Source organism: Iodobacter sp. (assembly GCF_025352645.1).
Taxonomy (GTDB): domain Bacteria; phylum Pseudomonadota; class Gammaproteobacteria; order Burkholderiales; family Chitinibacteraceae; genus Iodobacter.
In genome coordinates this window covers 24488-38486 of record NZ_JANXSO010000015.1, presented here as the reverse complement: position 1 = coordinate 38486, position 13999 = coordinate 24488, and the positions used below count along the sequence as shown (strand labels likewise).

Here is a 13999-nt window from a genome sequence, read left to right as displayed (position 1 = left end):
CAATATCCCTGCAGGCTACTTCTTAATGGGCCTCTATATTAAAAACGGCAGTGCAGGGATTAAAAAAGACTCTGAGCTGGCTTTGCGTTATTTCCGCAAAGCGGCTGATTTAGGCAATCCTGATGCGCAATATTATGTTGGTGATAAATTGGCTCCGATTGATATTGCGCCAGATGTCGCCCGTCAAATGCATCAGTGCGCTGCGGAACAGGGGCACGGGAAGGCGGCAACAGACTTAGGCATGGATTTTCAGTTAAATGGGAGCTATCCCCAATCACTGAATGCTTTTCAGTTAGGCGTGTTAGCAGGAAATGACATCTCTGCATTAAATTTAGAAAATGCTTTTAAAGCCCCCCCCCCTGATGACCCGCTATACTATTTGGCCCTTGAAAAAGACGATGAGCGCGCAAAGCGCTATAAAGCCATTGGGGATATGTTGACTGCGTATGACTTTGCCAATCCCAAAGTTCCCGAGCTGGATCAAATCGTGCCTTTACCACCGGCTAAACTGCCCAAGTGGGATGGCACATTTCAGTGGCTGAAGGAATATCAGGCTAAAGTTGCCCCTGAAAAACCAAGCGATGAACTGATCGCCAAACTAGCTAAAGCAAAGGGGCTAGATCCTGCATCAGGCATGCCACTGGCCCTGCTTAAAAAAGCGGAAGTTGCACCCGCCCCCATTGCAGCCACCACGCCAGAGCGTGTTGCCCTTGGCACGCTTTGCCGCACCGGCCAGCCTTGCCCCGAGGCCGGTCTATGGCTTGGCTATTTTGAAGGGCAGAAATATAGCCATCAATTAAGCAAAGGCCAGCCCATGCCCACCATTCCCGCATCGATTCCCCGCAGCAATAGGCTAGCCCAATGGCTAAAAGGCTCTGAAAAACTAGAGCTAGCGATGGAGTGGCAATTGGAAAAATATACCGATGCATGAGGTATTTCGGAATGCCGCAAGCCATAAAATGCCTGCGCGTATTTATTGCTTCGTCCTATTTTCTATCCTTGCACTTACCGCCTGCGGCAATGATTTTAAGGAAAGAAAATTGGATAATCTGGATAATATCAAAGCCAAACTAGCATTTACTTGCGCTTACGAAAAAGACCATTTACCTGACTTGCCTACCGAGGCAGATATCTTATTTAAATACGCCCGCTTTTTAGAAAAATATAATACCCAGAAGCAAGATGAAGCTGTGTTTGCAGAAATAGAACGCCTTTATCGCATTGCAACCGCCAACGGCCATTATAAAGCCAGTATTAATTTACAAAACGGCATGATGCGTCGCTATTTACATGGCAGCTCAACCGAAATGGCCGATTGGGCAGGGGAGTTGATCAAAGCCAATATCCCTGCGGGCTATTTTTTGATGGGTGTTTATATCAAAAACGGCAGCGCAGGGATTAAAAAAGACCCTGAGCTGGCTTTGCGCTATTTCCGCAAGGCGGCTGATTTAGGCAATCCAGATGCGCAATATTATGTTGGGGATAAGCTGGCCCCAATTGATATTGCACCGGATATTTCCCGTCAAATGTTACGTTGTGCAGCAGAACAAGGCCATGGGAAGGCGGCTATTGAACTAGGTAGTGACCAAAAACTTGATAAACTTTATAAAGATGCAGTTAAGTCTTACCAGCTGGGCGTGGCAGCCGGGAATGAACTTGCTCCATCGTACTTAGCTGGTGGATTTAAAGCCCCCCCCCCTGATGACCCATTGGATTACCTGGCCCTTGAAAAAGACGATGAGCGCTCAAAGCGCTACGAAGCCATTGGCAAGATGTTGACCGCTTATGACTTTGCCAATCCCAAAGTCCCTGAACTCGATCAAATTGTGCCTTTGCCACCAGCCAAATTGCCCAAATGGGACGGCACATTTCAGTGGCTGAAGGAATACCAGGCCAAAGTCGCTCCTGAAAAACCAAGCGATGAACTGATCGCCAAATTGGCTAAAGCAAAGGGGCTGGACCCTGCATCGGGCATGCCGCTGGCCCAGCTTAAAAAAGCAGAAGTTGCACCCGCCCCCATCGCCGCCACCACGCCAGACCGTGTTTCCCTTGGCACGCTTTGCCACAACGGCTTACCTTGCCCCGAGGCTGGTCTATGGGTCGGCTATTTTGAAGGGCAAAAATATAGCCATCTGCTAAGCAAAGGCCAGCCCATGCCCACCATTACGGCATCGATTCCCCGCAGCAATAGGCTAGCCCAATGGCTAAAAGGCTCTGAAAAACTAGAGCTAGCGATGGAGTGGCAATTGGAAAAATATACCGATGCATGAGGTATTTCGGAATATCGCAAACCATAAAATGCCTGTGCATCTTTATTGCATTGCCCTGTTTTCTATCCTTGCGCTTACCGCCTGCGGCAATGATTTTAAGGAAAGAAAATTGGATAGTCTGGATTATGTCAGATAAAAATAGCCCACCAGTATAAGCGGGCCATTTTTTAACTCAAAGAATTAACGGCCCATTTCTTTTAAATACTCGCTACGCGCAGCAATTGCGGTATCGGCAAAATCGCTAAATACGCCGTCTAATCCCAAGCGGAAGAAGGCTTTGTATTCGGCTTTTGGATCATTTTTAAAATCAGCCGGAATACGACGTTTTTCATTGCGGAAGGTATAAGCATGCACAAACAAGCCTGCCTTATGCGCGTCGCTAATCAAAGTAGTTGGAGCCATGCTGGTGGCATCGGCATAATTAATTTTACCGTCGCCATTTAAATCCAGCTGCTTGCCATCTGCGCCAAACGTACCTTTGACGGGGATAATATAAGGCTTCCATGGGCCGATGCCATCGGCGTAGGTTTTGATTTCTGCAAGGCCCGCTGGGGTTACCATTTCGCTAAAGAAACGGCTAGTCTGCCCTGCCAAAGTCCAATCGTAAGGGCGATCAGACGGCAATGCGTAAGTCAGCTTACCAGTTTTCATATCCACATCATCGGCATCAATTAGCTGAATCAGCTTGGTGTTCAAGCCTTTAGCCTTCAGGTATTTAAGGCTACTTGGTTCAAAGCTTTGCACAAATACCGGTGCTGTTTTGCTATTCCAGCCTGCTTTATTCAAGATTTCAATCAGCTTATCTTCAATAGGCAAACCTAAGGCCCGATGGTAGCTTGGGTTTTTGGTTTCAGGATAAACCGCAACCGTGCGTGTAGCGCTTGATTTTGCCTTGGCCAGATCAATAATCTCTTGGAAAGTAACGATCTTATATTTGCCGTTAAATTCTTGCGGGCGCTCTGCGTCGGTGGAAATACCGCCCAAAGTTTTAATTTCTTTTAAGGTGAAATCACTTGCAAACCAGCCTGTCTGCTCTTCGCCATCCACTAATCTGGTTTTTTTGCGATCGGCAAACTCAGGGCGTGTAGCTACATCGGTACTGGTGCCAAGATTAGGATCATGGCGAGCAATCAATTCACCATCCTTAGTGGAAATTAAATCAGGCTCAATTGCATCAGCACCCAGTTCAATCGCCTTAACATAAGCCTCGTAGGTTTCTTCTGGCAAATAACCTGAAGCACCACGATGCGCTACAACCAAAGGCTGCTGACCATCCAGCGTTAATAACGCAGGCTTAGTGGACTCTGGCGTGGTGACATCATCACCACTACAAGCGCTCAGCGCCAATGCAATACTACAAACTAGGATTGAAGGCTTAAACATGGCATTGGTCTGCATAAAAGGATAAAACCCCTATTTTAGAAAAATTACATTACCCAAATAAGTCACTCACATGACATCTAGATGAATTTCCATAGCCTACGTTTCATAATACCTGCAATCAATTCGTCACATGCACAAGGCATGCTACCTATCTTATTCAATCAACATCGCGGCTATGGTCACAAATTTGGGTGCAAGCTATGGGTCCGATCACAGTGGAATAATTTGTGGCTATCTATTTTTGCCAGGCTTGCCCGGCCAGCAAATTGAATCGGCTCAAATCAAACAATGGCTGGCCACACCTTTTGAGCCCACATCGGAGGAGTTTTTATGGCTGCATTTCAATCTATCTAATACCGCCGCAGAGAAATGGCTAAAAGCCAATTTAATGCTACCAGAGCAGTTTTTTGAGGCATTACACGAAGGCTCTCAATCTACCCGTATTGAATACGCCGAACATGCCTTAATTGGCGTGGTGAATGATGTGCTATTTGATTTTGCCTTTAATCCATCCGATACCGCCACACTGTGGATGAGTGCCGATCGGCATGTATTAATTAGCGCCCGCAGCAAGCCATTACGCTCTATTGATAAGCTTCGGGCACAGGTTCGCGCTGGAGAGTTGTATCGATCACCCATTGATTTAATGGTAAATCTATTACGTGATCAGGCCGATGTATTAAGCCAAATCGTGCGTGAAGCCATTACTAAAGTCGATAAGGAAGAAGATAAACTACTCACCAATCGGCCCAATATTAAGCTGGCCGATTTAGGCGCATTACGCCGCGTTTTAGTCAGGCTTTGCCGCCTACTCGCCCCAGAGCCTGCCGCCTTATTCCGGCTATTAAACCGGCCCCCAGAATGGATAAGCGCGCACGATATTCAAGATTTACGCCAATCTACCGAAGAATTTTCCGCCGTTTTAAGCGATATCTCAGCGCTAGTAGAGCGCATCAAGCTATTACAAGAAGAAGTGGCCGCCAAAGTAAACGAGCAAACTAATCGCAGCATTTACATTCTTACCGTGGTCACGGTTTTAGCTTTACCCGTGAATATCATTGCCGGTTTTATGGGCATGAATGTGGGGGGGATTCCACTGGCGCAACACCCTCATGGCTTCTGGATTATTCTGGGGTTTACCTTTGTTTTTCTAGCACTCGCAGCGGCTTGGGCGTTTCGAAAAAGAGATTAAACCATCAGAATCCACCAGTTAATGAAGGCAGATTATTCTCGCCAATCAAAGGGGGCAACACCTTTAGCACTGCGCTGATGCGGGCACTGGTGTACACACCCTTAGCCGCTTGCTGAGCTTCGATTACCGTATGGCCTGCCCCAACTAAGGTCACTTCGCCGGTGCTTTCTTCAACCATTGCTACTTCAGGGTGGCTACTGGTATAACGCAGCAGGCCTTGGCTATTGCTTTGAGGAGGACTAATTATAAATGGCTCATCGCCCAGTATTTTGCTGCCTAAGGCAAAATTAGCCAGCGTTGCCGCAGGTAAAACGGCCCGCTGCTGTGGGCTAAACTCGATATCCACCGCGTTTAATCCAGCCAGCTGATTAAGCGATAAAGCCGCCAACTGAGCGGGGCTAAGCATCTGCACCAGCGGTGGTGCTAGCCCAGCTAATTGCTCAATACTAAGCGTGGGCAGCGAGGAAAGCGCCGCCAGCTGCGCCGGTAACAAAGCGGCAAGATGTAATGGCTTAAGCACCCGCAGTTGTTCAGCATTAAACAGCGCCAACTCGCTAGCAGGAACACGGGAAAACTGCTGCGGGGACATATTTTGTACGCCAGTTGGCGTTGGAAAATTTAAACGCCTAGCCGAAACCAGCTCAATCGCACCACCCAACTCAGGCTTTGCTTTTTGCAAAACCACTTCAATTTGCAGTATCGCGCCATCACTTTGCTGTACGTCAAAAATATAGGTTCCGCCTTGCCTGAAATTCCTGAGCATCAGCCTTAAAGCGCCGTCATCGATTAACCACAAGGCATTGTCTGCTGAATTAGCCAGCAGCACAGTCGCGGCTTGTAGGGAAACAACCGCTTCAATCGGCATCAGCAAACGAAACTGAATAAACTGACGATTGCTTGCATCAATATATAAACCGGATTTATCCCCAGATCGGGAGGAATAACTTTGCTCAGGCACGGCAAGTGTGGGCAAATACCCAGGACGTTTAGTGAGCTCTTTTAGCACAGACGGCAAGGGTTTTGCTTCCAAGCCATACTGCATACACGAGGTGTTTTTTACGCCACCACCGCTCAGTGGAATAGCATAACGCAGTACAACGCTGCCATTTTCTTGCTCAAGAGCACGGCTTGCATTCAGGCTCCATGCATCTTTGGCAATCCCAACATTAAATAAATGGCTGTTTTCGCCGCCATTATAAGCGCCGGTTAAACGCAGGCAATTGCTAAAGTATTGGCTGTATTGTACTAAAGTGCTGCGGGCTGTTTCACCAAAAGACATGCCCCTCAGCTCTTTTTCACGCTGGTAGGCTAAGCCCAAATCAAGCTTGCCATTATGAATAGGCGAAAGGCTTAGATTGTAAATGGCCCCCTGCCGCTTACCTGTTGCCATTCGGGAATCAAAATACATCCCACCTGTGTTCTCTGAGGCAATAAATTCGTTTTCTAGTTTTGGATCTGCGGCATATACCGTAACCCCCAGCTCAGAAAAAAAGCTGCCATAACTGCTACCTTTTTTAAGGCTCAGTAGATAATTATTCTGCCGCATTCTTGGCGAGTTGAAAGCAGTATCTAATTCATTTTGCGCCTGCTGCTGCCCAGCAGATAGCCGCAAGCGTAAGTGATCTGGCGCACTAAATACCCCCGTTAACAAGGCATTTTGAAAGCGCTCGCTTACTTCAAAATTTGCCCCAAGCGCAAAGTAATCACTTAAGGCAAAGCCCGCATCAAAATTAAATGCCGTTTTATTGCTTGCCGAATAATCTACCGAAGCAATCAGTTGCTCCGTTGCCGTCTCAAATCCCAGACTCGCCCCATCGTACGCCCAGTTAATTTTCCCCAGCGCCCTATCCTGCGATTCTGGCAAATCAGGCAATGCTCCTTCAGCAGCGTGCAATAGCGTGCTGCTGAATAAGCTCAGGACAATGATTTTTTGATAGGTAAGGGAGAAATCCACGAGCGCCTAAACCGATGCTTCAAGATGGGTACAACATAAGCATTCCGCGCTAGGTTGTCATGGTAAAAGTACACGAGAGCCGCAAACGCTCGGCCCTGCCAAGCCATTCTCATGCCATCTGCAGTTTTTCCATGCCCAGTGTTTCAGCGGTTTTTATTGGCTCGCCCAGCAAGCGCTTAACAATTCTTGCGGGATTACCAGTAACAACACAAAAAGCCGGCACATCTTGGCTAACCACCGCCTGTGTGCCCACCACTGCGCCTTCTCCAATGTTGACGCCTTTAAGAATTGTCGCGCCAGCGCCTATCCACGCGCCATTGCCAATCCGCACTGGGGCGGAGCGAATTCGACTTGCCTCGCCCGCTTGGCCACGGCCCAATAGAGGATGGCCGCTGCTATCCATAATGGTCACCATAGGGCCAAAAATAACGTCGTCACCCACCTCCACCCTTTGATAAGCCAGAATCGCCACCCCCTGCAGTACTACCCGATCACCAATTTGAATCTGCCCAACTGGCCCGTCATTAATTTGCACCGTGCTCAGCTTAACCGGCTGATTATGAAACGCGGGGATATGCCCAGATTCGATATAGCACTGGCTGCCAATGCGGATGCTGCCAGCAAACAATGCAGCATCTATTTCGCTTTCAATCAGGCCCGCATCCAATAGTTCAACATCAATGACGCGGGTATAAGCCAGCCGAGGGGTGCCGGAAAAAAAACTACTTAAGCCAATATTGACCCCATGCTCCAGCAAGCGTTTGGGCACATCCTGTGCAGGGCTTCCGGCAAGCTCTGGGGCAATAAGATAGATATTCTGATATTGGCAAGGCATATCATGCCCCTTCTGTTTCAAGGGCTAAGGCGCGCTTAGATTTTTGTACTGTGTGATCACGGTATATTTTGATCACTTTATTTAATGAATACTTAGCGTCATTCAAATCTTTGCCATAAAAGCTGGTCGACCATAAATGATATTTTTTATGGATGCGCAATGCCGCGATTTCCGATTGATCTTTTTGATCGTCCACTTCTTTCTTATGCGGCCAGTGGAAAGACACAGCCTCTCTTTCCATGGAAAACTGATTATTATTCAGATGTAAACGCACACCTAAATCAACGTCTTCACCACCCCAGCTATTAAATGACTCATCAAATAAACCCGCTTTTAATAGCTGCTCACGCTCTGCCGAGGCGTGGCAAGTCCAAAAAATATCAAATGGAGCAGGCCAGTTGCTGATGTTTTCACCCAGCTCATCATATTGCTGCTGGCGCACATCGTGGGCCCCCATCTCTGCCAAGCGGCGAATGGTTGCATCAGGCGTATGAGAATCTATTTGCGCAGACATCTCGGCCAACAGGCTGTTATCCACCTCAAAGCCATAAACATAACCAATAATTACCACCGGAAACTCTGATTGACTATGCACATTGGCATGTACTTCTAAGGTTTTACTGCCCAATAAAACGCCGGTATCAATAAAGACAATATATTTGCCTTCCGCAATGGACGTACCAATATTGCGCGCCTTACCTGCCCGAAAGCCTTTGTCTTCCTGCCAGAAGTATTTGATATTAAGCCGCTCAGCAAACGATTGCACCAGCTGCTCGCTGCCGTCTGTGCTGCCATCATCTACAACAATCACCTCAAACAGCTGCTTATCCAACGTTTGTAGCGCCAAAGATTCTAGGGTATAGCGCAAAAGATCGGCTCGATTGTAAGTGGGAATCACAACACTGATCTGCAAATTAGACATGGTATTTCCTTTGACTTTAATTAATCGAAACCCAGCCTGAGCAGCTACTCAATCAAGCTCTGGCATGTAGTTTTTTTGGTGAGTAGTGCTGATGCGATGCTGCGCCCACCTTTCACGTAATAGAATTTAATCCCCATATTTCTTATAAAATACTAAATTATTTGTAAGTTTTTGTAGTATAAACACTTTATATTGCTTTCGCATAACTGTAAACGAAATGAGTATGTAGTTTTACAACGCAATATATTGTAGTAATTTTTGTATTTACTACATCAATCCCAGAATAGGCCGTGTCAGTGCAGGTAAACCCAACCCAGGCTTACACGCAGCAGGTTTAGCCGATCAGGGATGGTGTCTAAAGCAAACAGAATAGAGTGTGGCGCGAATACATCAATACGCAGGGGCAAACCGAGGAGAGGCTGAAACTACAGCAAAACCAAAGAATCAAATTAGACTTTGCTATCAAGAACCTTGGCCAAAAGTTTAATCAAAAAATCTTTCATCGCTAGCACGCGCTGACTGGCTTTTAAATCGCGGTGATAAACCAGCCACAGCTCGCGTGACGGAACCACCGAAGGGGCATCCAGCTTAACCAGCATGTCATCAATATCACCGACATATTCAGGCAGAAGCGTAATTCCAAGTCCACACCTCACCGCAACATACTGAGTATGCAGCGTATTGCCTTTAATTAAAGGGGCTCGATTTTGGGTAATTTGCTTTAGCCATTTCACCATTGGCAAATAAGCCCAGCAATCACTTAATTCAATAATTGGCAGCGTTTTCCAAGGGTCTTGCTCAGCGCTTAAATCAGCAAGCAAAGACTTCTGGCAGTACGGTGCAAAATGTACATAACCAACAAAATGCGTAATGTAATCTTGGTTATTATCAACCACAATTGAATCGCCATAGCGCAATGCCACATCTGCTTCACGCCGCGCCAGATTAGCAGGCAGGGCGCCGACTAATAATTCAACCTGCATTTTGGGATATAAGGCCAGAAACTCTGGCATATGCGGCATGATTAAATAACTGGCCAGAGATTCTGCCGCAGCAAGACGAATTAAGCCACTCACTTCATCCACAGACTGCAATTGATCGCCATTTCTTTCTACGGTGAGCATGGCGTTTTCAACTTCAGTGACCCGCATCAAAATGCTCGTTCCCTGATCTGTTAGCAGATAGCCGGTTTGCTGGCGTAAAAACAGCTTAACCCCCAAGCGGTTTTCCAAAGCTGAAATATGACGGGATACGGTTGATGCACTCCCCCCCAGCTTTAGCGCAGCCGCGCTTAAGCCGCCTTCCCGCGCCACCGCCAGAAAATACTTTAAATCGTTCCAATCCAAATCGGTGTTTTTCATTTTTAGAAAACTGTTTTCCATTCACTGCTAAATACATAGCAAGGATCAACAACAATAATGACGGCAATTTCCAGCCAAAGCAGTACACACCATGCCACATTTACTGACTTATATAAAACTAACCCTGACTGTTTTCTTCTGGGGTGCAGTATTTCATATTGGTAAATATGCGGTGCAATTTTTATCGCCCATGGTCATTGGTAGCTGGAGATTTATATTGGCAGGGATGATGCTGTTTATCTTTGTTTCATTACGCGAAAAATGGGATATAAGCGCATTACGCGCCAATTATCGCCCATTATTAGCCATGTCCGTCATCGGGATTATGGGGGTTAATTTTTCATTATTTTATGGATTAAAATTAACCTCCGCGATCAATGCTGGGCTGATTATGGCGCTTAGCCCCATCCTTACTGCCATACTCACCGCTTATTTTCAAAAAGAATCACTGCACCGCCAACAATTACTCGCTATGTTGCTGAGTTTTTTTGGTGTAGTGATTGTGATCAGCGGCGGCTCACTTCAAGCCATTCTTGATTTACATTTTGCACTGGGAGATGCCTTAGTTTTTATTGCTAGCTTTAGCTGGGCTTTATATTCGGCGATTCCAAAACGATTTGTCCACGGTGTTTCACCACTACATATTACAACGGTCACCATTATGGCTGGTGCGGTGTTAATGACGGCATTTGCAGCAAGCATCAGCAATGATTTTTATACCCTGCCAGATTGGAATGTCATGCTCGCCATTGGCATGATGGCATTCTTTTGCACCGTACTGGCTTTTGTTTGGTGGAACGAAGGTTTACGTAAAATTGGCCCTGCCCAAGGCGCCATTTTTATGAATCTAGCGCCTATTTTTGCCACACTAATTTCTATTGCACTCGGCCAGTCACCTAGCCTACCGCAGTTTATTGGCATGATTTTAATCATCAGCGGCGTGGTCTATAACTCACGCAAACCCGCCACAGCGAGCACGCCCAAATTGTTTGCTCGCGCCAGTACTGCTTAATTCATGGACTGACTTAGTCTTGCCTGCAAGCGTGGCACCACAAATTGCAGGAATGCCTCGTATTTTTTCGGCATCGGCTGCCGATAAGGAAACACCAAAAAATACGGTTTAGGCGTGGCCAACCATTCAGGCAGCACGCTCTGTATCAGCCCTTGGCGCAAATAAGGCGCGGCCACGATATTATCCAAAAGGCCCACGCCATAACCTGCCTCCACCGCGCTGGCAATCGCCCCAAAGGTATTGCAGATCAGCGTTGGCTGCAGCTCTACTCGCACAATCTCACCGGCTTTCTCTAACTGCCAACCCAGCTGCTCGTGTACGCCTTCGTGACAAAACACCCTGTGTTGACGCAAATCACAGGGATGCGTCAGCTTGGCCGCCCTTTGCAGATAAACCGACGAGGCATACAGACGCTTTTGCGTAACACCTAAAGGCCGAGCCACCATGCCATCGTCGATCACATTGCGCGAATGTAGGCAAAAATCGATGCCACTGGTGGCCATCTCTTCCAGCTTGCATTGCGCCGTCATTTGCACCTGTAGGCTAGGGTAGTGAATGGCAAATTCGGCCAAAATCGGCGCTAAAACAAACTGGCCAATTCCGCTAGGGCTGCTAATAAATAGTGGCCCTGCCAACTGATCCTGCATCCCCGTAATCTCTGGCTTTAAACCCACCATCAAGGCCCTGATTTGCGCGACGCGCATGGCCAACCGCTGGCCAGTCTCGGTTAAAGTCACCCGCCTTGTGGTTCGTAGCACCAGCACCGCGCCTAAATCCGCTTCTAGCCGCTTAATTGTCTGGCTGACATAGCTTTTGGCGCAATCCAGCTCATCAGCCGCCGCAGTAAAACTCCCCAATCTAGCGAGGGCATCAAAAACCAGCAAAGCATCAGATGACGGCATTGTTTTCATAGAGGAACAGTCTGTTTAGTTATCGTGGGTTTATCCAGATAATGAATCAAAATACACTCCAATTACAAATCTAAACAGCATATTGGAGATACCATGAAAGCACTAATCAGCAAACTACTAGATAGGCCGTTGGCATTCTGTGATACACGTCTTGGCAGAGAACAATTTAGCCCCGCGCTAGAAAATGACGAGCAGCTCGAGCTGCGCCTGCTTAAAGCGGCAAAAATTGCTGCGGCAAGGCTTGAGGAGTGGCGATGGCGATGTAGGGAGCGGATTTAAATCAAGCACCAACCCAATAAGGAGAAGGTCAATGATAATCAGAACGGCAACATTAGAAGATCTAACTGACATTTGTATGCTTGCAGATGAAATAGCTGCGCAACACCACCAACACCGCCCCGAAATATTTGCCCCTGCGCCAGGCCATATTCGGGATAGAGAATTATGGTCATCCTGTATCACAACTGAAAATGGGGCCATGTTTATTGCAGAAATTTCAGGACAAATAGCTGGATTTGTAACGGTTCAAATCAGCAATACCCACACGATTTCATTTTTGCAACCACGCATTATTTGCAGAATTGGCACCATAGTCGTTGCACAAACTGAGCAACGACAGGGCATTGGCAGAGAGTTGCTCTCTCATGTAGAGAAGTGGGCGAGCAGCAAACAAGCCAATGAAGTGCGCTTAGAAGTCTTTAAATTTAATCAGCAGGCAATTGAATTTTATGCAGCACAAAATTTTTTGCCACAATCCCAAATCATGACAAAAAAGTTGAATTATGAATAAAGCCATGCAGCAGGATCAGTACTGAGAGGGCATCTTTGCCCTCTCAAAGCACGGAGTTTCATGAAGAAAAATAGGTACTAAATTTAGCTGTATTTTGGTACTTCATCCATTATCAAATAAGCTATCTGAGTTTGATAATGGACCGCTGCAAGGGGCTTAAAAGCCCCATTAAAGCATGCCGAAGCGAGGAATAAGCGGGTCAGGACAGCGTTCTTTTGCTTCTGTCCATTCAAACCGCCCCAAAATCAACGAGCCGAAGGCACTAAAAAGATAGCTACTGCGTAACATCAGTTATTCCACTGAAGTTACGCAGCCGTGGGCACACAAACGTGTCCAGCCTACAGCTTCATTACACCGTAAAAAACCGCTCCTGCATTTCATCCAAACCCAGCTCTGCCAGCACGGCAGCCAGGCGTTCGGCGGGTTTGCGGCGGGGCAGGTTTTTATACTGGGCGATAATCAGCTCGTTTTTCATCGAATGCTCCCAACCTACCAACTCAGTGACCGTCACTTGGTAACCGTGTGCTTCTAATTGCAGGCAGCGCAATACATTGGTGATTTGGCTACCAAATTCACGGGTATGAATTGGGTGGCGCCAGATTTCTGCCAGCGGGTTCTTCAGTGATTTAGCTTTATTTTTACGCAGTACGGTAGCCACTTCGGCCTGGCAGCAAGGCACCAGTACCATAAACTTGGCTTTCTTTTTAAGCGCAAAAGCAATGGCATCGTCGGTGGCGGTATTACAGGCGTGCAGCGCAGTAACCACATCAATGGTGTCTGGTAAGAGGTCAGAATCAGTTGATTCAGCCACCGATAAATTCAGAAAAGACATGCCGGGAAAGTTAAGGCGCTGAGCCAACTCTTGCGATTTTTTAACCAGCTCATCACGGGTTTCAATGCCATAAATATGGCCTGAGCTTGGTTTATCTTTAAAGAATAAATCGTAAAGAATAAAGCCCAGATAAGACTTGCCCGCGCCGTGGTCAACCAAGGTGACTTCTGGGTGATCAGCCTGCACTTCTTTGAGTAGCGGCTCAATAAATTGGTAGAGGTGATAAACCTGCTTGAGTTTGCGGCGGCTATCTTGATTGAGCTTGCCGTCGCGGGTCAGGATATGGAGCTCTTTAAGCAGCTCGACCGACTGGCCAGGCTTAATTTCGTGATGTTCTGTCATGGTGTTGTCCAAAAGCTGTGCTTGCAGCAAGGCGTGATTCTACCCGCTCCCAAGCAATCCAGACGGCCAAAATAATGCCCTTTCAGTGATTTGACACAAAATCTAGCCGCTTCATACCTCACCTCCTTCCTTACTTTTAACAATACAAAACACAAAATGAAAGCAACCACTCAGAAGAGAGTAATAGCAACTCTT

The 13999-nt window shown here is 47.0% G+C and carries 13 protein-coding genes; 6 read left to right on the top strand and 7 right to left on the bottom strand.

Annotated elements, in window-relative coordinates; translation table 11 throughout:
• Together Q0R17_RS01665 and Q0R17_RS01660 are read left to right on the top strand one after the other, a co-directional pair.
• A partial coding sequence (locus Q0R17_RS01665; protein WP_293931544.1) for a sel1 repeat family protein occupies positions 1 to 931 on the top strand: 931 nt, incomplete at its 5' end.
• Between the two features lie 109 nt (positions 932 to 1040).
• The gene (locus Q0R17_RS01660) at positions 1041 to 2270 is read left to right on the top strand and encodes a sel1 repeat family protein (protein ID WP_293931541.1); all 1230 of its coding nucleotides are present in this window, start codon (positions 1041 to 1043) and stop codon (positions 2268 to 2270) included.
• A 180-nt stretch (positions 2271 to 2450) separates the two neighbouring features.
• Here the strand turns inward: Q0R17_RS01660 and Q0R17_RS01655 are convergent, their stop codons facing one another.
• Positions 2451 to 3653, bottom strand: a complete 1203-nt coding sequence (locus Q0R17_RS01655; protein ID WP_293931539.1) for a glycerophosphodiester phosphodiesterase — start codon at positions 3651 to 3653, stop codon at positions 2451 to 2453.
• 175 nt (positions 3654 to 3828) lie between these two features.
• On the opposite strand from Q0R17_RS01655, the gene Q0R17_RS01650 reads away from it, so the two are divergent.
• Positions 3829 to 4845 carry a transporter gene (locus tag Q0R17_RS01650; RefSeq protein ID WP_293931537.1) on the top strand — a complete coding sequence of 339 codons (1017 nt, stop codon included), beginning with the start codon at positions 3829 to 3831 and terminating at the stop codon, positions 4843 to 4845.
• 4 nt (positions 4846 to 4849) lie between these two features.
• Here Q0R17_RS01650 and Q0R17_RS01645 read toward each other — a convergent pair whose 3' ends face one another.
• From Q0R17_RS01645 to Q0R17_RS01630, 4 genes are all read right to left on the bottom strand, one after another.
• On the bottom strand, positions 4850 to 6799 hold the full coding sequence (locus Q0R17_RS01645; protein ID WP_293931535.1) for a hypothetical protein: 1950 nt from the start codon (positions 6797 to 6799) through the stop codon (positions 4850 to 4852).
• Positions 6800 to 6908: 109 nt separating this feature from the next.
• Positions 6909 to 7634 (bottom strand): DapH/DapD/GlmU-related protein, encoded by a 726-nt coding sequence (locus Q0R17_RS01640; RefSeq protein WP_293931533.1) that lies wholly within the window; start codon positions 7632 to 7634, stop codon positions 6909 to 6911.
• 1 nt (position 7635) lies between these two features.
• Complete coding sequence (locus Q0R17_RS01635) at positions 7636 to 8556, bottom strand: glycosyltransferase (protein WP_293931531.1); 921 nt, start codon at positions 8554 to 8556, stop codon at positions 7636 to 7638.
• Between the two features lie 449 nt (positions 8557 to 9005).
• Positions 9006 to 9938, bottom strand: a complete 933-nt coding sequence (locus tag Q0R17_RS01630; protein ID WP_293931529.1) for a LysR family transcriptional regulator — start codon at positions 9936 to 9938, stop codon at positions 9006 to 9008.
• A gap of 70 nt (positions 9939 to 10008) precedes the next feature.
• Here Q0R17_RS01630 and Q0R17_RS01625 point away from each other — a divergent pair, with 70 nt between their 5' ends.
• On the top strand, positions 10009 to 10929 hold the full coding sequence (locus Q0R17_RS01625) for a DMT family transporter (protein WP_293931527.1): 921 nt from the start codon (positions 10009 to 10011) through the stop codon (positions 10927 to 10929).
• On the opposite strand, the gene Q0R17_RS01620 is transcribed toward Q0R17_RS01625, so the two are convergent.
• Complete coding sequence (locus Q0R17_RS01620) at positions 10926 to 11840, bottom strand: LysR family transcriptional regulator (RefSeq protein ID WP_293931524.1); 915 nt, start codon at positions 11838 to 11840, stop codon at positions 10926 to 10928. The genes Q0R17_RS01625 and Q0R17_RS01620 overlap by 4 nt on opposite strands.
• A gap of 93 nt (positions 11841 to 11933) precedes the next feature.
• Here Q0R17_RS01620 and Q0R17_RS01615 point away from each other — a divergent pair, with 93 nt between their 5' ends.
• Together Q0R17_RS01615 and Q0R17_RS01610 are read left to right on the top strand one after the other, a co-directional pair.
• Positions 11934 to 12119: a hypothetical protein gene (locus tag Q0R17_RS01615; RefSeq protein ID WP_293931522.1), complete on the top strand. Its 186-nt coding sequence runs from the start codon at positions 11934 to 11936 to the stop codon at positions 12117 to 12119.
• A 31-nt stretch (positions 12120 to 12150) separates the two neighbouring features.
• A complete protein-coding gene (locus Q0R17_RS01610) occupies positions 12151 to 12630 on the top strand; it encodes a GNAT family N-acetyltransferase (protein WP_293931519.1) in 480 nt (159 codons plus the stop codon).
• Between the two features lie 349 nt (positions 12631 to 12979).
• On the opposite strand, the gene Q0R17_RS01605 is transcribed toward Q0R17_RS01610, so the two are convergent.
• The gene (locus Q0R17_RS01605) at positions 12980 to 13804 is read right to left on the bottom strand and encodes an SAM-dependent methyltransferase (protein ID WP_293931517.1); all 825 of its coding nucleotides are present in this window, start codon (positions 13802 to 13804) and stop codon (positions 12980 to 12982) included.
• Positions 13805 to 13999: the final 195 nt, after the last annotated feature.

Excerpts from the sequence above, each read along its gene's own strand:
- Q0R17_RS01630 (WP_293931529.1), bottom strand. The coding sequence starts at position 9,938 with ATGGAAAACAGTTTTCTAAAAATGAAAAACACCGATTTGGATTGGAAC.
- Q0R17_RS01605 (WP_293931517.1), bottom strand. The coding sequence starts at position 13,804 with ATGACAGAACATCACGAAATTAAGCCTGGCCAGTCGGTCGAGCTGCTT.
- Q0R17_RS01650 (WP_293931537.1), top strand. The coding sequence starts at position 3,829 with ATGGTCACAAATTTGGGTGCAAGCTATGGGTCCGATCACAGTGGAATA.
- Q0R17_RS01620 (WP_293931524.1), bottom strand. The coding sequence starts at position 11,840 with ATGAAAACAATGCCGTCATCTGATGCTTTGCTGGTTTTTGATGCCCTC.
- Q0R17_RS01615 (WP_293931522.1), top strand. The coding sequence starts at position 11,934 with ATGAAAGCACTAATCAGCAAACTACTAGATAGGCCGTTGGCATTCTGT.
- Q0R17_RS01635 (WP_293931531.1), bottom strand. The coding sequence starts at position 8,556 with ATGTCTAATTTGCAGATCAGTGTTGTGATTCCCACTTACAATCGAGCC.
- Q0R17_RS01610 (WP_293931519.1), top strand. The coding sequence starts at position 12,151 with ATGATAATCAGAACGGCAACATTAGAAGATCTAACTGACATTTGTATG.
- Q0R17_RS01655 (WP_293931539.1), bottom strand. The coding sequence starts at position 3,653 with ATGTTTAAGCCTTCAATCCTAGTTTGTAGTATTGCATTGGCGCTGAGC.
- Q0R17_RS01625 (WP_293931527.1), top strand. The coding sequence starts at position 10,009 with ATGCCACATTTACTGACTTATATAAAACTAACCCTGACTGTTTTCTTC.
- Q0R17_RS01640 (WP_293931533.1), bottom strand. The coding sequence starts at position 7,634 with ATGCCTTGCCAATATCAGAATATCTATCTTATTGCCCCAGAGCTTGCC.